Genomic DNA, 21,379 nt, shown 5'->3' with positions numbered 1-21,379 from the left:
GAGGCATGATGCGCGGATGGGCGCATCGCAGCGGGAGCCGCGCGACCTCGCCGGCCTGGTGGGCGGGCCGCTGCCGGAGAGCATCGAGAACCTGCCCGACGAGCACAAGCGGGTGCTCGCCGAGGCGCTGCGCGAGGCCCGCAGGCGTCAGGCGCGGGCGCTGTCGGAGGCCTCCGAGAAGTCGCTGTCGCACGTGCCGTTCCTGCTGCGCGGCGCGGTCCGCAAGGCGGCGGGCCTGTGAGCGGCGCGCTGGCGCGCCTGGCCGCCCAGGCCGAGGTCCTGAAGCTCGCGCGGGTGCTCGGCGCCCCGCCCGAGCGGTTCGCCTTCCTGCTGGACGTGCCCCCGGACGACATCCGCGCGCTGCGGCACCAGGCGACCGACGTGCTCTTCGACTCCAACCTGGACGCACTGCGGCGCATGGCCGCGGCGAGCAGGCTCCTGCCCGCCGCCGTGCTCGCCGTGATGACGGAGAAGGCGTTCGGGCCGCTGCTGAGCGCACGGATGGCCGGGCTCGTGGACACCGCCCGCGCGGTGGACATCGCGTCGCGGCTGTCGCCGGGCTTTCTCGCCGACGTTGCCGCCGAGCTGGACCCGCGCCGCGCGGCGGGCGTGATCGCGGGCATGCCGCCCGCGTCGGTGACCGAGGTGACCCGCGAGCTGCAACGGCGGGAGGACTGGATCACGCTCGCCCGCTTCGTTGACCACGTCCCGGAGGAGACCGCCCTCACCGGGCTGGCGGAGCTGCACGACGCGGCGCTGCTGCGTGTCGGGTTCGTGCTCGACGACGCCGGGCGGGCGGCGACGGTGTTCGAGCGGTTGCCGGAGCACCGCTACCCCCGGCTCGTGCTCGCCGCCGACGAGCACGACCTGTGGGCGATGATGTTCGGCCTGCACCTGCGCCTGCACGAGCCGGTGCGGCTGCGCTTCGCCGACGCGGCCGCGTCGCTGGAGCCCGCCGCCCGGGCCCGCGCCGCCGAGCGTGGCCGCGACCTGGGCGTGCTCGACGACCTGGGCCCCCTGCGCGCCGCCCTGCTCGCCTGAAGCTCCCCAATGTGGCATTCGTGGCGTTCAACGCCACCAATGCGGCATTCGTAGCGTTGAGCGCTACGAATGTGGCATTGGGGGGCTTCTCGGCTACCCCTCCAGCAGGCGGGTGGACATGCGGTCGGCGAGGGCGGCGATGGTGAGCGAGGGGTTGGCGCCGACCGGGCCCGGCAGGGCGGCTCCGTCGGCGACGTGGAGCCCCGGCAGGCCGAACACCTCGCCGTACGGGTCGCACACGCCTTCCCCGGGGTGGCGGCCGATCGGCGCGCCGCCGAGCGGGTGCACCGTGATCACCCTGCGGAAGAACCACATCGGATTGTCGACATACCGGGCGCCGAGCTCGCCCGCGATGTCCTGCATCGTCTCCCGCACCCCGTCGAAGAACGCGCGGCTGGTCTCGGTGGTCCAGTCGACGTCGAGCAGGTCGCCGCGCAGCCGCATCACGCCGTCCGGCACGTCGCGGCCCATGCCCAGCAGCGGCAGCGACCCCGCCGACAGCGTGCCATCACCCAGCAGCCGGGACAGCTCCGCGCCGAGCCGGTTGTCCGGCCACCGGCCCAGCAGCGTCAGCAGCCAGCGGCCGACGAACTCGACGCTGCGGAACAGCCTGCTCGCGACGTTGCCCGACTCCACGAGCCAGTCGGTGAACCCCGGGTAGCCGCCGTCCTCGATGTAGAAGCCGCGCGTGCCGGGGCCGTCGTCGACGCGGACGGCGCTGGTGATCACCGGGCCGCGGCTCGCCTCGAACGACGCGGGCGTCTCGTCACCGTCGCCGGGCAGCAGGAACGTGAGCAGGTCGCCGTTGCCGCAGAACCGCGAGCCCAGCGCCGCGCTCAGGCCGGGCAGCCGCGAACGGTTGCGCAGCAGCAGGTAGGTGGTGCCGTAGGTGCCCGCGGCGAGGATCAGCCGGTCGCACGTCAGCCTGTGCACGTCCAGGGTGGACGGGTCGCGGCCCTCGTCGTCGTGCACGACGTAGGCGACCTCGTAGCCGCCCGACCCCAGCGCGCGCAGCCCGCGCACCTCGTGCCGCGTGCGCAGGTCCGCCCCGTGCGAGCGCGCCGCCGACAGGTAGTTGTGGTCGAGGCTGTTCTTGGCGCCGTCGTTGCAGCCGATGTCGCACTCGCCGCACAGCCTGCACGTGCTGCGCGCGGCGCCGTGCACGTTGCCGTAGGAGGGCTCGACGATCGGCAGCCCGATGGCGGGCTCGGCCTCGGCGTGCGGCCGGAAGCTCACCGCGAGCGGAGGCAGCTGCCAGTCCAGGCCCAGCTTGCCCGCCGCGTCGCGCATGGCGACGGTCTTGCGGGTCGAGGCGTAGGCCGGCGCGTCCAGCGGATACGGCTCCGGCCGCAGCATCGCCTCCACCGCGTCGTAGTGCGGATCCAGGTCGGCCCTGGTCACCGGCCACGTCTCGAAACCGCCGCCCGGCAACGGATCCTCGTGCACGAACCAGCGTTCGTCCTTGCGCAGCAGCACGTTGGCGTAGATGAGCGATCCGCCGCCCAGCCCGCTGCTGACGAGGGAGTCGAACCCGCGGAAGCTCCACACGTCGAACATGCCGTGCAGGCCGTGCGGCGGGTCCCAGAATGCCTTGCCCATCTGCGCGGGGCTGCGCGGGAAGCTGCCGGGCGCGTAGGCCTTCCCGCGTTCGAGCACCACGACGCTCTTGCCGGCCTCGGCCAGCCGGTAGGCGGACACGGCACCGCCGAATCCGGAACCGACGACCACGGCGTCGACGTGTTCGGGCCTCATCGGGCCACCTCCCATTCGGCCAGTGCCTTCGCGGCGACCTCCCTGCCGTGCGCCATCAGCCGCTCGGCATCGGAGGCGGTGAAGCTCAGGAACCCCGACGCGGTGAACGGCGCGCCCTCCGGTTCCACGAGCAGCAGGTCGATCTTCTTCTTCGGCGTCGCACCCGGCGCGGCCACCGCCAGTTCGTTGACGGTCCTGGCGTGCTGGAGGTCGGCCAGCAGCGCGAAATGCGCGATGTTCTCGGCGGTCAGCCCCACCGCGTCGCCCAGCGAGGCCGGGGCGGGCGCGGGCCGTCCGATGCCGGAGGCGGACACGACGAGCGCCGCGTCCGGCTCGTAGGCGAGCGCGGGCTTGAGCGGCGTGTTGGCGACCAGCCCGGCGTCGACGTAGGCCCTGCCCTCGATCCGCACAGGCGGGAACAGCAGCGGCGCGGCGGCGCTGGCCAGCACGTGGTCGATCCCGAGCGCCACCTGGCGCGTGCCGGGCTTGCGGCGGTGCGGCGGCGGCAGCGCGTTGGTGAAGCGCACCACCTCGGCGCTGGCCTGGTCGACGGCCGAGACCACGACGGTGAGGCCGTCGGCGATGCGCAGCGGGCCCTCGCCGAAGCGCCGCGCGAACGTCGCGCGGGCCGGCGCGGTGTCGAGCAGCCAGTGCCAGCCGATGGCGTCGAGCACGTGCTCCGGCAGGTTCGCCATGGGCCTGCGCAGCAGCCTGCGCGGGTTGAGCAGGTTCCACACGTCGAGCCGGGGCGCGAACAGGTCGGCGCAGTCGAGCTCCAGCCACATCTCCGCCAGCGCCGCGGCATCCATGCCCGTGCCCAGTGCGCACGCGTTGATCGCGCCCGCCGACACCCCGGACAGCACATCAGGGCGCAGGCCCGCGTCCTCGACGGCCAGAGCCACCCCGGCGCCGAAGTACGCGGCCTGCGCCCCTCCCCCTGAGAAAACGATCGCGAGTCTCACGACGGCCACGGCAGGTACGTGCCGGTGAGGTTGCGGGCGAACAGCCACGCGTAGCCGCCTCTGGCGCGCACGGCGTCGCCGAGCGAGTCCGCGCCGGGCGTGCGCAGCGACGCGACGAGCCGGGCCAGGTCCGCGGCGCCGAGGCGCAGCACCCCGGCACCCGCCACCTCACCGGCGGCGTCCTCACCGCGATGCAGCCGCACCCGCAGGGTCGTGGTGTCCGGCCACAGCCTGCCCACGAAGGGACGCTCGCCCGCGGCCTTGTGGCCGGTGAGGTGATAGCGCATGCCGTCGTGCGTGAAACCCAGCTCGTAGACCATCAGCGTGTGCGGTGACGGCCCGGAGGCGGGGAACAGGTGGAAGAGCCCGTCCTCGAACGCGACCGGTTCGCCCGCGCCGGGCAGCGCCAGCGTCCCGTCCAGCCGGGCGGGCGGCCGCGGCTCGGTGTGCAGTGCGGCGGTGTCGGCGACGGTCACGGTGGCCCGCAGCGTCATCGTCGAACCGGTGTCGCGGCCGAGGCGCGCGCCGTCCTCCGGGTCCGCCGCGCCCATCGCGAACGGTCCGGTCATCGTCTCCCGGAACGTCAGAGCCGTTCCGGAGCGGGCTTGCTCGAGCATGTCAGGCCGCCTGGCGTTTGAGAAAGTCCAGCATCCGGGGGAAGACATCGGTGGCCACCTGGCTGCCCATGAACACGTCCTGGTGCCCGTAGCCGGGGAACACCTCCAGCTCGTGCCTGCCCGGTGCGACGGCTTCGAGCTGTTCGTAGCACACGATGTTGGAGTCGGCGAACACCCGGTTCTTCTCCCCCGTCGTCAGCAGAACCGGAGTGGTCACCTCCGCGGCGTTCGCGAGGTAGTCGTCGGGCAGCGCGCGATGGCGCTGCTCGCCGGGGTCGTACTTCACCGCACGGCCCGCCCGCACCATCGCCGCGACGTGCCGGTAGTAGTGGAACCCGGTGGCGCCGTAGAGGTCGCCGCCGCGCTCGTGGGTCACGTCGTGCAGGTTCTCGTGGCTGTAGAGGGCGGGCCAGCCGGTGCCCCACATCAGGCTCAGCATGTGACACGCCGGGTTGTCGCACTCGCGGTGGAACAGGCTCACCGCGCGCGAGAACAGCCAGCCGCGGGTGAGCTTCGGTTCGGTGTGCCAGCGCGGGTCCAGGTACGGAAAACCCAGCACGTACTCCATCAGCGCCGGTGCGACGGACAGTTTCAGCCGCGACCAGGCGGGCACCCTCGGCGTCAGCCCGACGCTGTTGGCGATGACGCTGCTGATGCCGTCCACCGCGCCACCGAACAGGCTCATCAGGAACGACACCGAGCCGAGACAGTGGGCGATGACGTGCACCCTGCGGTCCTCGCCGACGACCGAGCGCAGTTCCCGCAGCGCGGCGGGGAAGTCGTAGAGCGCGACGTCGTCGAGCGTGTAGCGGTGCCGCGCCCGGTTGTAGTGGTGGCGGTTGCTCATGCGGAAGTCGAGCGTCCACACGTCGGAGAAGCCGTTGTCGAGCAGAAAGGTCACCAGGTTTTCGTGCTCGGGCATGATGAACATGTCGCTGGACGTCGTGAGCCCGTGGACGACGAGCACGACGTCGTCGGAAGGCTGGCGCAGGAAGCGCAGCATGCTCAGGCCGAGTCCGTCCTCGGTGGCGAAGGGATGCGTGCCGATCCGGGCGTCGCGGACGCCGTCGAGCGTGTACAGCGGGATGCGCCGCGGCATCGCAACCACCTCCGGAAGGGGAGTCTGCGCCTTGTGCCTGGGTGGGGCCAGCCCCCCTCGCGCCGGCCCCACCCGAGACTCCCCGCATGATCCCTAACCGAGAACAACTGTTCTCTGCGGAGAACCCTATCCACAGGTATCGTTCTCAGTCAAGAACACCCTTTCTCGAAAGTTGACGGTGTTCTCACCGGAAGCAAGGATGCGGCACATGGCTACCCCTCGACCGCTCGCCGACGCCGGCGAGCAGCCACCCCCATCGCGGCGCGAGCGATTCCGCCAGGCGACGATCGACGAGATCAAGCAGACGGCGCGCGCACAGATGGCCGCCGAGGGACCTGCCGGGCTGTCGCTGCGTGCGGTCGCCCGCGCGATGAACATCACCCCGAGTGCCCTGTACCGGTACTTCCAGGGCATCGACGACCTGATCACCGCGCTGTGCGTGGACGCCTACAACGCGCTGGCCGACGCGGTGAGCGCGGCCGTGGATGCCGTGGACGAGGCCGACCACGTGGGCCGCTGGTGGGCCTACGCGCGGGCGATGCGCCGCTGGGCGCTGGAGCACCCCGCCGACTTCGCGCTCATCTACGGCACCCCGCTGCCGGGCTACAAGGCGGCGCCCGAGGAGACCCGGCCCGCGGGCATCCGCTTCACCGGCGTCGCGCTGCACCTACTGGACAAGGCCATCGCCGCGGGCAAACTCGACCTCGACCAGGCGCTGATCCAGTACCGGCCCGACGTCAGCCCGGGGCTCACCTCGATGCTCGACGCCGCGGGCCTGCTCTCCGACCGCAGGGCCATCGCGATCCTGATGGGCGTCTGGACGATCCTGCAGGGCCACCTGACGCTGGAGCTGTTCGGCCACTTCGAGTGGCTGGAGACCGACCTGGACCGGGTGTTCGACGAGCACGTCAGGGCGATGCTGCTGACGATGGGCTTCAGTCGAGCCGATGTCGAGGCCATACCCTGACGCCCCTGCGCCACACCGCCCACGTGAGCGGCACGCCCGGCCGGTAGGCCAGGTGGGTCGCCGAGGGCGCGTCGAGCACGTGCAGGTCGGCCCGCGCCCCCACCCGCAGCACGCCGACGGCGCCGTCGCCGGTGTGCCGCCGCAGCGCCCGCGCACCGCCCTCGGTGGCGGCTCGCACCGCCTCGGCCACCGAAAGGCCCATCTGCAGCACGGCCGTGGCCACGCAGAACGCCATCGACGTCGTGTACGAGCTGCCCGGGTTGGCGTTGCTGGCCAGCGCGATCGTGGCACCCGCGTCGAGCAGCCTGCGCGCGGGCGCCAGCGGCTGCCGGGTCGACAGGTCGCACGCGGGCAGCAGGGTCGCCACCGTGTCCGAGCCCGCGAGCGCCTCGACGTCGTCGTCGGTGAGGTGGGTGCAGTGGTCCACGCTCGCCGCCCCGTGTCGCACCGCCAGCCGCACGCCGGGCCCCGGCCCGAGCTGGTTGCCGTGTACCCGCAGCCCCAGCCCGCGCTCGGCGGCGGCCCGCAGCACCCGCTCGGACTGCTCCTCGTCGAAGGCGCCGCGCTCGCAGAACACGTCCGCCCAGCCGACGTGATCGGCCACCGCGTCCAGCATCTCCCCGCAGACCAGATCCACATAGGACTCCGCGTCGGCGCCCGGCGGCACCAGATGCGCGCCGAGGAACGTCACCTCGTCGGCGAGCCGGGCCGCCAGCCGGGCCGAGCGGGCCTCGTCGGCGACGCTGAGCCCGTAGCCGGTCTTGGTCTCCAGGTACGTGGTGCCCTGCCGGATGGCCTCGGAGACATGCCGCGCGAGGGTGCCTGCCAGCTCGGTGTCCGTGGCCTTCCGGGTCGCCTCGACGGTCACCGCGATGCCGCCCGCCGAGTACGCCTCACCGGCCATGCGAGCCTCGAACTCGGCCGTGCGGTCCCCGGCGAACACCAGATGCGTGTGGCTGTCCACCCAGCCCGGCAGCACCGCCCTGCCCGCCACGTCGACGGCCTCGTCGGCCACGGGCGCCACCGCCGCGTCGCCGATCCAGGCCAGGCGATCGCCCTCCAGCACGACCGCCGCGTCGTGCAGCGTGCCGAGCCCCGGGTCGTTGGTGGTCAGCTCCGCGATGCCGGTGACCACAGTGGACTTCATGACCAGAGCCTCCCGATCTCGGTGGCGAGCAACTGATGTGGCCGGTCGACGAGCACGTGTGCCCGGTCCCGCACCACCCGCCGCCCCGCGACGAGCACGTCGGTGACGTCGGCCGCCGAGGCGGCGTAGAACACCCCGTCCGGCGCGCTGCCCGCCGTGCGCACCGAGCCCAGGTCCACCGTCACCAGGTCGGCGTGGGCACCCGGTTCGATCGCGCCCGCACCGTCCCAGCCCAGCGCCGCGTGCCCGGTGGCGGCGGCCCGCAGCTCGGTGACGGCGAACCGGCCCCGCTGCTGGCTCGCGAGCCGCTCGTCGAGCTCCAGCGCCCTGGTCTCCTCGAACGCGTCCACCACGGCGTGGCTGTCGCTGCCGAGGCACAGCCGCACCCCGGCGTCGGCGAGTGCCCGTGCGGGGCCGATGCCGTCGCCGAGGTCGCGCTCGGTGGTCGGGCAGAAGCACGCCCAGGTGCCCGCACCCGCCAGTGCCGAGATGTCCGCCCCGGTCAGGTGGGTGGCGTGCACGGCGACGGTGCGCGGCCCGAGCACCCCGGCATCGGCCAGCAGGGCCGAGGGCGTGCGGCCGGAGGCTGCCGCACAGTCGGTGTTCTCCGCACGCTGCTCGGAGAGGTGAACGTGCAGCGGACGGCCCCGCGCCCACGCGGCGACCACAGGCAGCTCGTGCTCCGGCACGGCCCGCACCGAGTGCACGGCGGCGCCGAGCACCACGTGCCCGCCCTCCGGCCGGAACGCCGACACCCGCTCAGCCCACGCCTGTGCGTCCCCGTCGCCGAAACGCAGCTGCGGCCCGGCGAGCTCCTTGCCGAAACCGCCCGACAGGTAGCAGGTGTCCAGCAGCGTCAGCCGGATCCCGGCGTCGGCCGCGGCGGCGACGAGTGCCGCGCTCATGGCGTTCTCGTCGGCGTAGCGAGCGCCACCCGGCGCGTGGTGCAGGTAGTGGAACTCCCCCACGCTCGTGTACCCCGCGAGCACCAGCTCGGCGTAGACGCCGCGCGCCAGCCGGTGGTAGGAGTCCGGGTCGAGGCGTCCGGCCAGCGCGTACATCCGCTCGCGCCACGTCCAGAACGTGCCCTGCTCGCCGTGGGTGCGCCCGCGCAGGGCGCGGTGGAAGGCGTGCGAGTGCGCGTTGGCGAAGCCGGGCATGGTCAGTCCGGACAGGACGGTCCCGGTGCGCGGCTGGTCCGGGCTCACCCCGGTGATGCGCCCCTCGGCGATGTCGACGCGCACGCCACTGGCGACGCCGCCGGGCAGCCACGCCTGCTCGCACCAGTACGAGGTCACCGGCACAGCCGCTCCAGCACGGTCCGCAGCGCCGCGCCGCCGCGCTCCACGTCGGCGGCCTCGGCGAACTCCTCCGGTGCATGGCTGATGCCGGTGGGGTTGCGCACGTACAGCATCGCCGACGGCACGTGACCGGCGAGGATCGCGGCGTCGTGCCCCGCCCCGGTCGGCAGCTCAGGCACGCCGCCGAGCAGCGCGCCGAGCTCGTCGCGCAGCGCGGGGTCGAAGGTGACGTCGCCGCTGGAGGACTCCTCGGTGACGGTCACGGTGCAGCCCTCGTCCTCGGCCGCGGCGCGCGCCGCCTCGGCGATCTCGGCCACCATCGGGTGCACGCCCTCGCCGGGCACGCGCGCGTCCAGCCACAGATCCACGGTGGAGGCGATGACGTTGGTGCCGCCCGGCCTCGGCACGAGCCTGCCGACGGTGGCGCGGGCCTGCGGCACGGTCGCCGCGACCCTGCGGGCCGCCGCGACCACCGCCGCGGCGGGCAGCATCGGGTCCCTGCGGTCGGCCAGCAGCGTGGCTCCGGCGTGGTTGCCCTGCCCGGCGAAGGAGAACCGCCACCGGCCGTGCGCGATCACGGTGCTGCCCACGGCGATGGGGGCGTCGTCGAGGTCGGCGAGTGCGCGGCCCTGCTCGACGTGCAGCTCGACGAACCGGCCGATGCGGCCGAGCCGCTCGGGGTCGGGGCCGAGCCGGGCCGGGTCGAGGCCCGCACCCGCGGCGGCCTCGGCCAGCGTGACGCCGTCGGGGTCGCGCAGCCGCCGCGCCTTGTCGGGGTCGATCGCTCCGGTGAGCAGCCGCGAGCCGAGGCACGGCACGCCGAACCGGCCGCCCTCCTCCTCGGCGAACACCACGACGGCCAGCGGGCGAGCCGGGGTGACGCCCCGCTCCCGCAGCGCCCGCACGGCCGCGAGCGCGCTCGCGACACCCAGCGGCCCGTCGAAGGCGCCGCCGCCGGGCACGGAGTCCAGGTGGCTGCCGGTGACCACCGCGTCCGGCCCCGGGGTGCCCCACCACGCCCACAGGTTGCCGTTGCGGTCGGTCTCCACCTCCAGCCCGGCACCGGTGGCGCGCTCGGTGAACCACTCCCGCAGCTGCGTCTCGGCATGGTCGAAGACGTGCCGCGAGTAGCCGCCACGCGCCGGGTCGGCGCCGACACCGGCGATCTCGTCCAGCAGCGTCTGGGTACCGCTCACCCGTGCTCTCCCTGCGCCGACCGTGTCCCCTGTGTCTCCATCGGGACGCGCACGCCGCGCTCGGCGGCGACCTGCGTGGCGCGCTCGTAGCCCGCGTCGACGTGGCGCAGCACGCCCATCGCCGGGTCGTTGGTGAGCACCCGCTCGAGCTTGGTCGCGGCGAGCGGGGTGCCGTCGGCGACGCACACCTGCCCGGCGTGGATCGAGCGTCCCATGCCGACACCGCCACCGTGGTGGATCGAGACCCAGCTGGCGCCGGACGCGGTGTTGACCAGTGCGTTGAGCAGTGGCCAGTCGGCGATGGCGTCGGAGCCGTCGGCCATGCCCTCGGTCTCGCGGTAGGGCGAGGCGACACTGCCCGCGTCGAGGTGGTCGCGGCCGATCACCACCGGGGCCTTCAGCTCACCGGAGGCGACCATCTCGTTGAAGCGCAGGCCGGCGAGGTGGCGCTCGCCGTAGCCGAGCCAGCAGATCCGCGCGGGCAGGCCCTGGAACTCCACCCGCTCGCCCGCGAGCCGGATCCAGCGGGCCAGCGACTCGTTCTCCGGGAACAGCTCCAGGATCGCGCGGTCGGTGGCGGCGATGTCCGCGGGGTCGCCGGACAGCGCCGCCCACCGGAACGGGCCCTTGCCCTCGCAGAACAGCGGCCGGATGTAGGCGGGCACGAAGCCGGGGAAGTCGAAGGCGCGCTCGCAGCCGCCCAGCTTGGCCTCGCTGCGCAGCGAGTTGCCGTAGTCGAACACCTCGGCGCCCGCGTCCAGGAAGCCGAGCATCGCGTCCACGTGGGCGGCCATCGCGTCGCGGGAGCGGTCGGTGAACTCGTCGGGCTTCTTGGCGGCGTAGTCGTGCCAGTCGTCGACGTCCACCCCGATCGGCAGGTAGGCCAGCGGATCGTGCGCGGAGGTCTGGTCGGTGACGATGTCCACCTCCAGCCCTCGGCGCAGCAGCTCCGGCAGCACCTCGGCGGCGTTGCCGATGACACCCACCGACAGCGCCCTGCGCTCGCTCTTCGCCGCCCGCACCCGCGCCACGGCGTCGTCCACATCGGATGCCAGCTCGTCGAGGTAGCGGGTTTCGAGCCGTCGCCGGGCGCGGCGCGGGTCGCACTCGATCACGAGCGCCACGCCGTCGTTCATCGTCACCGCCAGCGGCTGCGCCCCGCCCATGCCGCCGAGCCCGGCGGTGACGGTGAGCGTGCCCGCGAGGGTGCCGCCGAAGCGTTTCTCGGCCACCGCGGCGAACGTCTCATAGGTGCCCTGCAGGATGCCCTGGGTTCCGATGTAGATCCACGAGCCCGCGGTCATCTGCCCGTACATGGTGAGCCCGAGCGCCTCGAGCCTGCGGAACTCCGGCCACGTGGCCCAGTCGCCGACGAGGTTGGAGTTGGCGATCAGCACGCGCGGCGCCCACTCGTGGGTGCGCAGCACGCCCACCGGCTTGCCGGACTGCACGAGCAGCGTCTCGTCCTCGGCCAGCGTGGTGAGGCAGCGCTCGATGGCGTGGTAGCTGGGCCAGTCGCGGGCGGCCTTGCCGGTACCGCCGTAGACGACGAGGTCCTCCGGTCGTTCGGCGACGGCGGGGTCGAGGTTGTTGCGCAGCATCCGCAGCGCGGCTTCGGTCTGCCAGTTCCCGGTTGAGAGCGTCACTGTTCCTCCAGGCAGTCGAGTACGGCTCCGGACGCGATGAGTTCTTCGGCGGCGGCGATCTCGGGGGCGAGATGGCGGTCGGGGCCCGGCCCGGGCACGCGGGTGCGCAGCAGGTCGCGCGCCGCGCCCGTCACCGGGGCCGGGGCCAGCGGCGCCCGCAGGTCGAGCGCCCTGGCGGCGGTCAGCAGCTCGATCGCCAGCACCGTGGTGAGGCCGTCGAGGCCGCGGCGCAGCTTGCGCGCGGCCGACCAGCCCATCGAGACGTGGTCCTCCTGCATGGCGCTGCTGGGGATCGAGTCGACCGACGCGGGCACGGCGAGCCGCTTGAGCTCGCTGACGATCGCGGCCTGCGTGTACTGGGCGATCATGTGCCCGGAGTCCACGCCGGGATCGTCGGCGAGGAACGCGGGCAGGCCGTGGGAGCGGGCGATGTCGAGCATCCGGTCGGTACGGCGCTCGGCGATGCTCGCCACGTCGGCGACGCCGATCGCGAGGAAGTCGAGCACGTAACCGACAGGCGCTCCGTGGAAGTTGCCGTTGGACTCGACGCGGCCGTCGGCGAGCACCACCGGGTTGTCGATGGCGGCGGCGAGCTCGCGGTCGGCCACCAGCTCGGCGTGCGACAGGGTGTCGCGCGCGGCGCCGTGCACCTGCGGGGCGCAGCGCAGCGAGTAGGCGTCCTGCACGCGGGGGCAGTCGGGGCCGCGGTGGCTGGCGACGATCGGCGAGCCCGCCAGCGCCGTGCGCATGCGCCGCGCCGACTCGGCCTGGCCGGGATGCGGGCGCAGGGCGTGCAGGTCCTCGGCGAAGACGCGGTCGGTGCCGAGCAGCGCCTCGACGCTCATCGCGGCGGTGAGGTCGGCGACAGCCAGCAACCTGCGCAGGTCGGCGGCGGCCAGCACGAGCATGCCGAGCATGCCGTCGGTGCCGTTGGTGAGCGCGAGGCCCTCCTTCTCGGCGAGGGTGACGGGCTCGATGCCCGCGCGGCGCAGTGCCTCGGCGGCGGGCAGCCGCTCGCCCGCGGCGTCGAGGACCTCGCCCTCCCCCATCAGCGCGAGCGCCACGGCCGACAGCGGCGCGAGGTCACCGGAGCAGCCCAGCGAGCCGTGCTCGTGCACCACCGGCGTGATGCCCGCGTTGAGCAGAGCGACGAGCGTGTTCGCGGTGACCGGCCGGACGCCGGTGTGCCCGGTGGCGAGCGTGCGCAGGCGCAGCACCATGAGCGCGCGCACCACCTCGGGTTCGACGGCGGGCCCCGCTCCCGCGGCGTGCGAGCGGATCAGTGACCGCTGCAGGTCCGCGCGCCGTCCTGCGGGGATGTGCCGCACGGCGAGCGCGCCGAAGCCGGTGGACACCCCGTAGGTGGGCTCGGCCGCCTCGGCGAGCGCGTCGACGTGACCCCGGGCGCCGGCGATGGCGTCCCCGGCCGCGGCGTCCAGCGTCACGGTCACGCGGTCACGCGCCACGGCCACCACCTGCTCTCGGCGCAGCGGCGACACTCCGAGCGTGACCTCGCCTGCCTCGTCTGCCATGCCCCCCATTTCACCGCCGATGGCGGGGGCGCATCATCTGCGGTAAGCCGGTTGTGTCTTGGATTTCAGACAGGAGAACGCTGATGGGTGTACCCGCGTTGCGCCGGGGGCTGGCGGTGCTGGGCGCGCTCGCGCGGCACGCGGGCCCCGTGTCCGCCGCGGCGCTCGCCCGTGAGCTGGACCTGCCGCGCTCGACGACGTATCACCTGCTGACCGAGCTGGAGGCGGCCGGGTTCGTCGTGCACCTGCCCGCCGAGCGCCGCTACGGCCTCGGCATCGCCGCGTTCGAGCTGGGCTCGGCCTACCTGCGGGCCGATCCGCTGGAGCGGCTGGCCGGTCCCCTGCTGCGCAGGCTCGTCGATCACGCCGGGCACAACGCCCACCTCGGCGTGCTGCACGGCAACGAGCTGCTGTACCTGCTCAAGGAGCGGCCCGCCCGCCCGCAGACTCTCGTCACCGACGTCGGCGTGCGCCTGCCCTCCCACCTCACGGCGTCAGGGCGGGCCATGCTCGCCCACCTGCCGCCCGCGCACGTGCGGGCCCTGTTTCCGTCGGCGTCGGCGTTCGTGCGCCGCACCGGCCGGGGCCCCCGCACACTGGCCGAGCTGCGGCACACGCTGAGCGCGCACCGCAGGCTCGGCTGGGCGGTGGAGGACGGCCACGTCACCGAGGGCTTCGCCTCGGTCGCCTACCCCGTGTTCGACCACGGCGGCAGGCCGATGGCCTCGATCAGCCTCACGTTCCGTCACCTCTGCGAAGGGCCCGCCGCCGACGGTTGCGCCGAGACCTGGCCCGAGCTGGCCGAGCAGGTCCGGCGCGCGGCAGGCGAGCTGACCGCGCGCATCGGCGGCCACCCTTCGGCCGCGCCCTGAGGGTGCCGCGTCCCGAGGCTGTTACGTGCCGAGGTTGCCGGAGCTGCCCGCGTTGACCAGCTCGCGCAGGTCCTCGGGCAGGGAGTCCTCGACCTTGCCGAGCACGTCCTGGGTGGCCTCGTCGGTCACCTCGAGCACCACCCGCGCACCGTAGACGGCCTGCGGCTCGTCCAGATGCGAGCGCCCGGACACGCGCCGCACGAACTCGGCGCGGTCGAAGCGTTCACCGCTGCCCGCGCCACCCATCGTCACGGTCCTGCGCAGGTGCTCGCCGATCTCGGTGGGCAGCTGGTCGGCGAGGTGGCCTGCCACCTGCTCCGGGATGCGCTCACCGAGGGTCTCCAGCGTCGCGCGGGTCAGGCCCTCGGCGTCACCACGGCTGGCGAGCTTCGCCCGTGCCTGTACCTGTCCGATGAAGTGGTCGTGCTGCATCAGAACTCAACCTTTCGACAGCCGCTTGACCAGCATCTCCTTGCCCTGCTCGCCGGCCTTCCTGTTGTTCTCCTGGATCTTGCGGAACCAGGTGGCGAGCTCGTCGTCACCCGCCTGCTCGGCGTCGCGGGCGTACTCGTCCATCTGCCACACGTAGTGCAGGGACGCCTGTACGACACTGATCAGGTTGTAGTGCTCGTCCTTCATGGGGCTCTTGGGCTCGTTGGCCATGTCACCTCTCCTTCCCTCACGGAAAGGTTGCCCGGCCCCTGGCGAGCCAAACCGTCCTCAGAGCAGCCTCAGCTGCGTCTCGCGCGGCCTGCGCCGCGGCGCAGGGTCGCCGACGCGCTCGCAGCGCGTCCCGTCGAGCGCGTCGAGAAACGGCGAGCGCGACACCCGCCGCACGCTGCCCCGCACGGTGCGCTCGGCGGCGTGGCTGAGAAACAGGTGCCGCTGCGCGCGGGTCATGCCGACGAACAGCAGCCTGCGTTCCTCGGCCACCTGCTCGCCGTCCGGCTCCGTACCCGGCCAGCGCAGCGGCAGCAGGCCGTCGGAACAGCCGACGAGGAACACGACAGGGAACTCCAGGCCCTTCGAGGCGTGCAGGGTCAGCAGCGACACCCGGTCGGCCCGCGGGTCCCACGTGTCGACCTCGACGCCGAGGGACAGCTCGGTGCGGAACCGCTCCAGATCGTCGCCGCAGTCCTCGGCCAGCGGCGTCAGCAGCCCGGCGGCCGTGTGCACGGCGTCGGGGTCGGCGAGGCCCCGCTCCAGCACGGCCTCGGCCGCCCGCCGCAGCCGGGCCCGCACCGACGTGGCCGTCGCGCCGCGCTCGGGAACGAAGGCCAGCTCCGCCAGGATCGCCTCCACGCCGGGCCGGTCCCGGAGCCGGTCGTGTGAACGCTTCTGGAACGGCAGGCCCGCCTGGGTGAGCGCGTCCATCACCGCGCGGGCCTGCCGGTCGGTGCGGTAGAGCACGGCGAAGTCGGAGAAGCCGAGGCCCTGCGTGCCGTCGCCGTCGACGCGCCCGCTGTCGAACGCGTGGAACGACGCCCCGCCGAGCAGCCGTTCGATGGTGTGCGCGACGAACGTGCCCTCGGCCTGTTCGGTGGCGGCCTCGTGCAGGCCGACCCTGGCGTCGCCGCAGGAGCCCATCGGGTGCAGCTGCCTGCCGGGCACGAGCGTCGCGGGCTCGACGACCCTCAGCGCGCCGTCCAGGATGTGCGGGTTGGACCGGTAGTTACGACCCAGCCGCACGGTCCGGGCGGCCGGATAGTCCTGCCGGAACCGCAGGAAGAACCCGACGTCGGCGCCGCGGAAGCGATAGATGGCCTGGTCCGGGTCGCCGATGGCGGTGAGGTTGCCCTCCGGCGGCACCAGCAGGCGCAGCAGCCGGTACTGCTGCTCGTCGACGTCCTGGTACTCGTCCACCGACACCCAGCGGTAGCGGTCGCGGTAGCTGGCGGCCAGCTCCGGATCGGACTCCAGCAGCGTCACCGGCAGGGTCACCAGGTCGTCGAAGTCGACGAGGTCGCGCTGGCGCAGCTCCTTGAGGTAGCGCTCGGCGTGGTCGGGGTGCCGGGCGCGGTCGGCCAGCAGCGCGCGGGCCTCGGTCTCCGAGCCGGTGACCTCGGTGGCGACGGCGAGCTGCCGGGCCGCGTCGGCGATGCCGAAGCGGGCAGTGAGCCCGGCGCGGTCGTGCTGTTCGCGCAGGATGCGCACACCGAGGGCGTGAAAGGTGGTGACCGTGATGTCCTGCGCCTGCCGCGGCGCGAGTGTGCCGAGCCGGTCGGTGAGCTCCGCGGCGGCCCTGCGGGTGAACGTGATCGCCAGGCACCGCGCGGGGTCGACGCCGCGCTCGGCCACCAGGTGCGCGATGCGGTGGGTGAGCGTGCGGGTCTTGCCCGTGCCGGGCCCGGCGACGATGAGCAGCGGCCCGCCCTCGACTCCGGCCGCGGCGCGCTGGTCGGGATCGAGCCCGTCCAGCAGCGACGGTGCGGTGGCCGCGGCAGGCATCGGCATGGGCGCCGGTTCGGGCGCCGCCGCGGGTTCGGCCGCCGGGACGGGGGCGGGTCGCGCGGGCTTGTGCTGCGGCTCGGGTTCGCGGGGCGACCCGGGCTCGTCGAACAGCCCGGGCGCGCTCGCGGTGCTCCGCCTGCGCAGCTCCCCTGGTTCGAACAGCCGGATGACGCCGTACTCGCCGTCGTAGCCCGGGTGGCGGATCACCTGGCCCCGGCGCAGCCGGGTCACCGCTTCGGCGAGCAGCGGATCGTGCCTGGCGATGTCGTCGGGTGGCACGTCCTGCAGGATCGCCAGTTCGGGGCCGAGCGCGGCGGTGAGCCGGTCGATCCGGCCGAGCACCTTCTTGCTCTTCGGGCCGGTGCCGACGATCTCGCTCACGATCTCCGGCAGCGGCACGAGGCAGCGGAACCCGGCGGCGCCCTCGGGCCGCACCGGTGCGGCGCGGTCGGCGAGTTGCTCGATGCGGTTGAGCACGCCGACGGTCAGTGGCTTGCCGCACTCGGGGCACAGCCCGCGGTGGGCCGTGGTCTCCGCCGGTTCCATGCGCACGCCGCACTTGCGGTGCCCGTCGACGTGGTACTTGCCCTCTTCGGGGAAGAACTCGACGGTGCCGGCGTGCCCGTCGCCGGTCTCCAGCGCGCGGCGGATCGCGTGGTAGTCGAGGTCGGTGTCGAAGACGGTGGCCTCCCGGCCGAGCATCGGCGGCGAGTGCGCGTCGGAGTTGCTCACCAGCCGGTACCGGTCGAGCCCGCTGATCTTCCAGTTCATCTCGGGATCGCTGGACAGGCCCGTCTCCAGCGCGAAGATGTGGCCCGCGAGGTCGGCGTAGCAGTGCTCGACGGCGTCGAACCCGGACTTGGAGCCCAGCACGGCGAACCAGGGCGTCCACACGTGTGCGGGCACCAGGTAGGAACCCTCGCCGGACTCCAGCGTGATCTCCAGCAGGTCGCGCGAGTCGAGGCCGAGGATGGGCCTGCCGTCGGAGCCGAGGTTGCCGATCCGGCCGAGCCTGCGGTTGAACTCCTCGGCCGCGTCGAAGCCGGGCACGTAGACGAGATGGTGCACCTTGCGGGTGCGCTCGTGGCGTTTGTAGATGGTGGAGATCTCCACCGAGAGCACGAAGCGCACCTCGTGCGCGGCCAGGCTCGGCGCGAGCCTGCGCCTGATGCCGGCGTCGAGGTCCTCGCGCAGGCGGAACAGGCCGGGCTCGGCGGGCACCAGGTTCTCGCGCAGATGCTCGAACCAGGCGGGATGGGTGAAGTCGCCGGTGCCGACGACGGTGACGCCCTTGCGCCGGGCCCACCACGTCAGGTGCTCGAGGTCGCAGTCCCTGCTGCAGGCGCGGGAGTACTTGGAGTGGATGTGCAGATCGGCATGGAAACGCACCGCGGCATCCTGCCACAGCGCCACGGCGGCACCCGGATGTGTGGCGGCCCCACACCGCCGCTCACCGGGTGGTGGCGGCGGTCCACGTTGACGCGGCCCGCGTGGTGGGAGGAAGTTGAGGCATGGCCGCCCCACTGCTCGCCGGAATCGCCGCCCGCACGGTGCCGACCGACCGGCTCACCGTCAACGTCCTGGAGGCCCCGGAGCGTTCCGGGGTGCCGGTGGTGTTCGTGCACGGCAACGTGTCGTCCAGCCTCTTCTGGCAGCGCACGATGCTCGCGCTGCCGCCAGGGCTGCGGCCGCTCGCGGTGGACCTGCGCGGCTTCGGCGGCACCGAGGCGGCGCCGGTGGACGCCACGCGCGGGCTCGCCGATTTCTCCGACGACGTCGCCGCCACGCTCGCCGCGCTGGACCTCGAGCCCGCGCACCTCGTCGGCTGGAGCCTCGGCGGCGGGGTGGTGCTGCGGCTGCTGCGCGACCACGGCGAGCGGGTGCGCACGGTGACGCTGGTGAATCCGGTGTCGCCGTTCGGTTTCGGCGGCACCCGCGGCGTGGACGGCGCCCTGCTGGATCCGGAGGGCGCCGGGTCGGGCGCGGGCGCGGCGAACCCGGAGTTCGTGCGGCGGCTGCGGGAGGGCGACCGCTCGGCCGACGAGGCGTTCTCGCCCCGGACCGTGCTGAACACCTTCTACGTCAAGCCTCCGTGCACGCTGCCCGACGCCGACGTGTTCGTGGAGTCGATGCTGAGCACCGTCACCGGCGAGGACAACTACCCCGGCGACACCGCGACGAGCCAGGCGTGGCCGGGGATCGCGCCGGGTTCCCGCGGCGTGCTCAACGCGCTGGCACCCACCCATTTCCGGCTGGCCGACCTGCACACGATCACGCCGAAGCCGCCCATCCTGTGGATCCGGGGCGCCGACGACCAGATCGTGTCGGACACGTCGATGTTCGACCTGGCCTACCTCGGCTCGATCGGGGCGGTGCCGGGCTGGCCCGGTGCCGAGACCTGCCCGCCGCAGCCCATGGTCGCGCAGACCCGGGCCGTGCTGGAGCGCTACGCGGCCGAGGGCGGCGCCGTCGACGAGGTGGTCCTTGCCGACACCGGGCACAGCCCGCACATCGAGCGCCCGGACGAGTTCCTGGCGACGCTGGCCGGTTTCCTCACGAGGGTGGAAGCGGCCTGACACCGACGCCGCCGGGCGAGCCGAAGGGCACCTTGGGTACCGGGGGTGCACCCAAGGTGCCCTTCGGCTCGGTGCTGTGGTGCGGCCCCGGCACGGATCGCGACCGGGCTACCGAGTCGGGGCCAGCATCGCGAGCACGGTCGGCGCGACGACGCCGGGGGCGTCACCGGCACGTATCCTGCCCGCGTTCACCTCGTCGGCGGCCGCGTGCACGACGGCGTAACAACTCGCCACGAGCCAGTCCAGGGGCAGATCGCCGCGGAACACGCCTGCCTGCCTTCCCCGGTCCAGCACTCGCTCCACGTGCCGGAACGCCGGATCGTGCTTGCGGCGCAACTGTTCCGGATCCAGGTCCGCGAGCGCGGCCTCCCGGGTGCGGCGCAGCGTGTTGAGGATGGACCACGACGTCTCGATCAACCTGCGCAGAGCCTCCTCGGGGTCGAGCCGGTCGAGATCCAGCGCGGTGAGCGCGGCATCGGTCTCCGCGATCGCGCTGTCGATCACCGCCTCGAGCAGCGCCTCCCGGGACGCGAAGTGGGCGTAGAGCGTCACCCGGCCCACGCCGGCCGCGCGCGCGATGTCGTTCATCGAGGGCAACGGGCCCTTGCCGAACAACTCGCGAGCCGCCGACAGGATCGCGGCGATGTTGCGTTCGGCGTCCGCGCGGCGCCGGGGCCTGGCCGTGGTCATACCCACCAGCGTACGAAGGCTCAGTGTCCGTGCCCGGTGACCGCGGCCGTCCTGCCCGCGGGAACCAGGACCAGTGACACGACCGCCGCCACGGCGGCCGCGACCGCGCACAGCAGGTAGCCGTCGGCGAAGCCGCTGACCTCGGTGGTGGCGGCGATGCTGCTCGCCGCCACCGTGGAGGCCGCCGCGACGCCGACACCCCCGCCGACCTCGTGGAAGGTGTTGACGGCGCCGGAGGCGACCCCGGCCTCGCCCGGTGGCACGTTGGCCAGCGTCGTCGACGTCGCGGTGACGAACGCCGCGCCGATGCCCAGCACGGCGACGAGAAAGCCCGGCAGCAGCGCGGCGTAGGCGTTGTCACCGGTCCCGACCTGGGTCAGCAGCGCGGCGCCCACGGCGACCAGGCCGAACCCGGCGACGGCGACCGTCCGGCCGCCGATCCGGCTGACCAGCCGCGCGCCGAGGTGCGCGCCCGCCGTCACGGCGACCGCGACCGGCAGGAACAGCAGGCCGGTCTCGAGTGCCCCGAGCCGCAGCGTGTGCTGCAGGTACAGCGAACCGAGGAAGAACAGCGTCAGCATCAGCCCGCTCGCGACCAGCATGACGAACATGCCGGAGACCACCGGCCTGCGCCCGAGCGTCCGCAGCCGCAGCAGCGGGGTGCGGGCGCCGCGCTCGATGGCGGCGAACAACGCGTAGCCGGCGACGGCGGCGGCCAGCGCGACGAGCGTCGCCGGGCCGGTCCAGCCCTCGTCCCCGGCGACCGTGAGCCCGTAGATCAGCAGTGCCGTCGCGGCTGTCACCACCAGCCCGCCTGGCACGTCGATCTCGCCGCCGCGGTGTTCGGCCGCGTCGCGCGGCACGATCGCGGGCAGCGCGGCCAGCACGGCGACGCCGACGGGCAGGTTGACGAAGAAGACCCACTCCCAGCCCGGTCCCGCCGTCAGCAGCCCGGACAGCAGCACCCCCACCGCGGCGCCGCCACCGCCAATGGCGGCCCAGATGCCCAGCGCGCGGACGCGCTCCGCGCCCTCGAACAGCCTGGTGATGAGCGCGAGCGCGGCCGGCGAGAGCAGCGCGGCGCCCACACCCTGCGCGGCGCGGCCGCCGATCAGCACGGCCCCGTCCGCGGCGAGCCCGCAGACCAGCGACGCCGCGGTGAACAGCGTCAGCCCGGCGACGAGTGTCCGGCGCGCGCCGAGGACGTCGGCGATCCGCCCGCCGAGGACCATCAGCCCGCCGAAGCACACCGTGTACGTGGTGACCACCCACGTCAGCGCCGCCCGGTCCAGGTCGAGGTCGGCGCCGATGCTCGGCAGCGCCACCTGGACCACCGTGATGTCGACGACCAGCATCGCCTGCGCGAGACAGAGCAGCGTCAGCGCGATCCAGCGCCCCGGCCGCGCCGGTGCCGCCACCGCCGTCGAACCCCCGTGTCCATGCCCGTGTGTCATCCCGTCACCTCATTAAGTCGAACATCGTTGTTCGACTTAATACGCGGCGGGGGTATGGTGTGTCAACACGACAATG

The 21,379-nt window shown here is 73.5% G+C and carries 19 protein-coding genes; 5 read left to right on the top strand and 14 right to left on the bottom strand.

Annotation, left to right across the window (positions count from 1 at the left end):
- Positions 1 to 16: 16 nt before the first annotated feature.
- Positions 17 to 241, top strand: a complete 225-nt coding sequence (locus BAY60_RS11020) for a hypothetical protein (RefSeq protein WP_112280615.1) — start codon at positions 17 to 19, stop codon at positions 239 to 241.
- Positions 238 to 1,041 (top strand): hypothetical protein, encoded by an 804-nt coding sequence (locus tag BAY60_RS11015; protein ID WP_112280614.1) that lies wholly within the window; start codon positions 238 to 240, stop codon positions 1,039 to 1,041. The genes BAY60_RS11020 and BAY60_RS11015 overlap by 4 nt, the downstream gene beginning before the upstream one ends.
- 93 nt (positions 1,042 to 1,134) lie before the next feature.
- Here the strand turns inward: BAY60_RS11015 and BAY60_RS11010 are convergent, their stop codons facing one another.
- From BAY60_RS11010 to BAY60_RS10995, 4 genes are read right to left on the bottom strand one after another with little or no spacing between them, the layout of a single operon-like run.
- On the bottom strand, positions 1,135 to 2,793 hold the full coding sequence (locus BAY60_RS11010) for an FAD-dependent oxidoreductase (protein ID WP_112280613.1): 1,659 nt from the start codon (positions 2,791 to 2,793) through the stop codon (positions 1,135 to 1,137).
- Positions 2,790 to 3,755, bottom strand: a complete 966-nt coding sequence (locus BAY60_RS11005) for a patatin-like phospholipase family protein (RefSeq protein ID WP_170160353.1) — start codon at positions 3,753 to 3,755, stop codon at positions 2,790 to 2,792. Before BAY60_RS11005 ends, BAY60_RS11010 begins: the two co-directional genes overlap by 4 nt.
- Complete coding sequence (locus tag BAY60_RS11000; RefSeq protein WP_112280611.1) at positions 3,752 to 4,372, bottom strand: hypothetical protein; 621 nt, start codon at positions 4,370 to 4,372, stop codon at positions 3,752 to 3,754. Before BAY60_RS11000 ends, BAY60_RS11005 begins: the two co-directional genes overlap by 4 nt.
- A gap of 1 nt (position 4,373) precedes the next feature.
- Positions 4,374 to 5,471 carry an alpha/beta hydrolase gene (locus tag BAY60_RS10995; protein ID WP_112280610.1) on the bottom strand — a complete coding sequence of 366 codons (1,098 nt, stop codon included), beginning with the start codon at positions 5,469 to 5,471 and terminating at the stop codon, positions 4,374 to 4,376.
- Between the two features lie 208 nt (positions 5,472 to 5,679).
- Between BAY60_RS10995 and BAY60_RS10990 the strand changes: the two genes are divergently transcribed.
- Positions 5,680 to 6,438 carry a TetR/AcrR family transcriptional regulator gene (locus BAY60_RS10990; protein WP_170160352.1) on the top strand — a complete coding sequence of 253 codons (759 nt, stop codon included), beginning with the start codon at positions 5,680 to 5,682 and terminating at the stop codon, positions 6,436 to 6,438.
- Here BAY60_RS10990 and hutI read toward each other — a convergent pair.
- Genes hutI through hutH form a run of 5 tightly spaced genes read right to left on the bottom strand, consistent with a single transcriptional unit; the run spans position 6,407 to position 13,260 of the window.
- Complete coding sequence (gene hutI, locus BAY60_RS10985) at positions 6,407 to 7,585, bottom strand: imidazolonepropionase (RefSeq protein WP_112280608.1); 1,179 nt, start codon at positions 7,583 to 7,585, stop codon at positions 6,407 to 6,409. The genes BAY60_RS10990 and hutI overlap by 32 nt on opposite strands.
- Positions 7,582 to 8,883, bottom strand: coding sequence for a formimidoylglutamate deiminase (locus BAY60_RS10980; protein ID WP_112280872.1), 1,302 nt, complete (start codon positions 8,881 to 8,883; stop codon positions 7,582 to 7,584). Before BAY60_RS10980 ends, hutI begins: the two co-directional genes overlap by 4 nt.
- A complete protein-coding gene (locus BAY60_RS10975; RefSeq protein ID WP_112280607.1) occupies positions 8,880 to 10,082 on the bottom strand; it encodes an allantoate amidohydrolase in 1,203 nt (400 codons plus the stop codon). The genes BAY60_RS10980 and BAY60_RS10975 overlap by 4 nt, the downstream gene beginning before the upstream one ends.
- The gene (gene hutU / locus BAY60_RS10970) at positions 10,079 to 11,728 is read right to left on the bottom strand and encodes a urocanate hydratase (protein ID WP_281272710.1); all 1,650 of its coding nucleotides are present in this window, start codon (positions 11,726 to 11,728) and stop codon (positions 10,079 to 10,081) included. The genes BAY60_RS10975 and hutU overlap by 4 nt, the downstream gene beginning before the upstream one ends.
- A complete protein-coding gene (gene hutH, locus BAY60_RS10965) occupies positions 11,725 to 13,260 on the bottom strand; it encodes a histidine ammonia-lyase (RefSeq protein ID WP_112280605.1) in 1,536 nt (511 codons plus the stop codon). The genes hutU and hutH overlap by 4 nt, the downstream gene beginning before the upstream one ends.
- An 83-nt stretch (positions 13,261 to 13,343) precedes the next feature.
- Here hutH and BAY60_RS10960 point away from each other — a divergent pair, with 83 nt between their 5' ends.
- Positions 13,344 to 14,132, top strand: a complete 789-nt coding sequence (locus BAY60_RS10960; protein WP_112280604.1) for an IclR family transcriptional regulator — start codon at positions 13,344 to 13,346, stop codon at positions 14,130 to 14,132.
- A gap of 21 nt (positions 14,133 to 14,153) precedes the next feature.
- Here BAY60_RS10960 and BAY60_RS10955 read toward each other — a convergent pair whose 3' ends face one another.
- The 3 genes from BAY60_RS10955 to BAY60_RS10945 are packed head-to-tail and all read right to left on the bottom strand — an operon-like array spanning position 14,154 to position 17,996.
- Complete coding sequence (locus BAY60_RS10955; protein ID WP_112280603.1) at positions 14,154 to 14,564, bottom strand: DUF2267 domain-containing protein; 411 nt, start codon at positions 14,562 to 14,564, stop codon at positions 14,154 to 14,156.
- 6 nt (positions 14,565 to 14,570) lie between these two features.
- The gene (locus BAY60_RS10950) at positions 14,571 to 14,795 is read right to left on the bottom strand and encodes a hypothetical protein (RefSeq protein ID WP_112280602.1); all 225 of its coding nucleotides are present in this window, start codon (positions 14,793 to 14,795) and stop codon (positions 14,571 to 14,573) included.
- Between the two features lie 57 nt (positions 14,796 to 14,852).
- Complete coding sequence (locus BAY60_RS10945; protein ID WP_245992398.1) at positions 14,853 to 17,996, bottom strand: UvrD-helicase domain-containing protein; 3,144 nt, start codon at positions 17,994 to 17,996, stop codon at positions 14,853 to 14,855.
- A gap of 98 nt (positions 17,997 to 18,094) precedes the next feature.
- Here BAY60_RS10945 and BAY60_RS10940 point away from each other — a divergent pair, with 98 nt between their 5' ends.
- The gene (locus BAY60_RS10940) at positions 18,095 to 19,159 is read left to right on the top strand and encodes an alpha/beta fold hydrolase (RefSeq protein WP_112280601.1); all 1,065 of its coding nucleotides are present in this window, start codon (positions 18,095 to 18,097) and stop codon (positions 19,157 to 19,159) included.
- A 108-nt stretch (positions 19,160 to 19,267) separates the two neighbouring features.
- On the opposite strand, the gene BAY60_RS10935 is transcribed toward BAY60_RS10940, so the two are convergent.
- Positions 19,268 to 19,849: a TetR/AcrR family transcriptional regulator gene (locus BAY60_RS10935; RefSeq protein WP_112280600.1), complete on the bottom strand. Its 582-nt coding sequence runs from the start codon at positions 19,847 to 19,849 to the stop codon at positions 19,268 to 19,270.
- Between the two features lie 20 nt (positions 19,850 to 19,869).
- Positions 19,870 to 21,303 carry an MFS transporter gene (locus BAY60_RS10930; RefSeq protein ID WP_112280599.1) on the bottom strand — a complete coding sequence of 478 codons (1,434 nt, stop codon included), beginning with the start codon at positions 21,301 to 21,303 and terminating at the stop codon, positions 19,870 to 19,872.
- Positions 21,304 to 21,379: the final 76 nt, after the last annotated feature.

This window comes from Prauserella muralis, from assembly GCF_003202285.1.
In the GTDB taxonomy this organism is placed as follows: Bacteria; Actinomycetota; Actinomycetes; order Mycobacteriales; family Pseudonocardiaceae; genus Prauserella_B; species Prauserella_B muralis.
The sequence above is the reverse complement of the archived record's forward strand: the minus strand, read 5'-3'. Positions and strand labels throughout refer to the sequence as shown.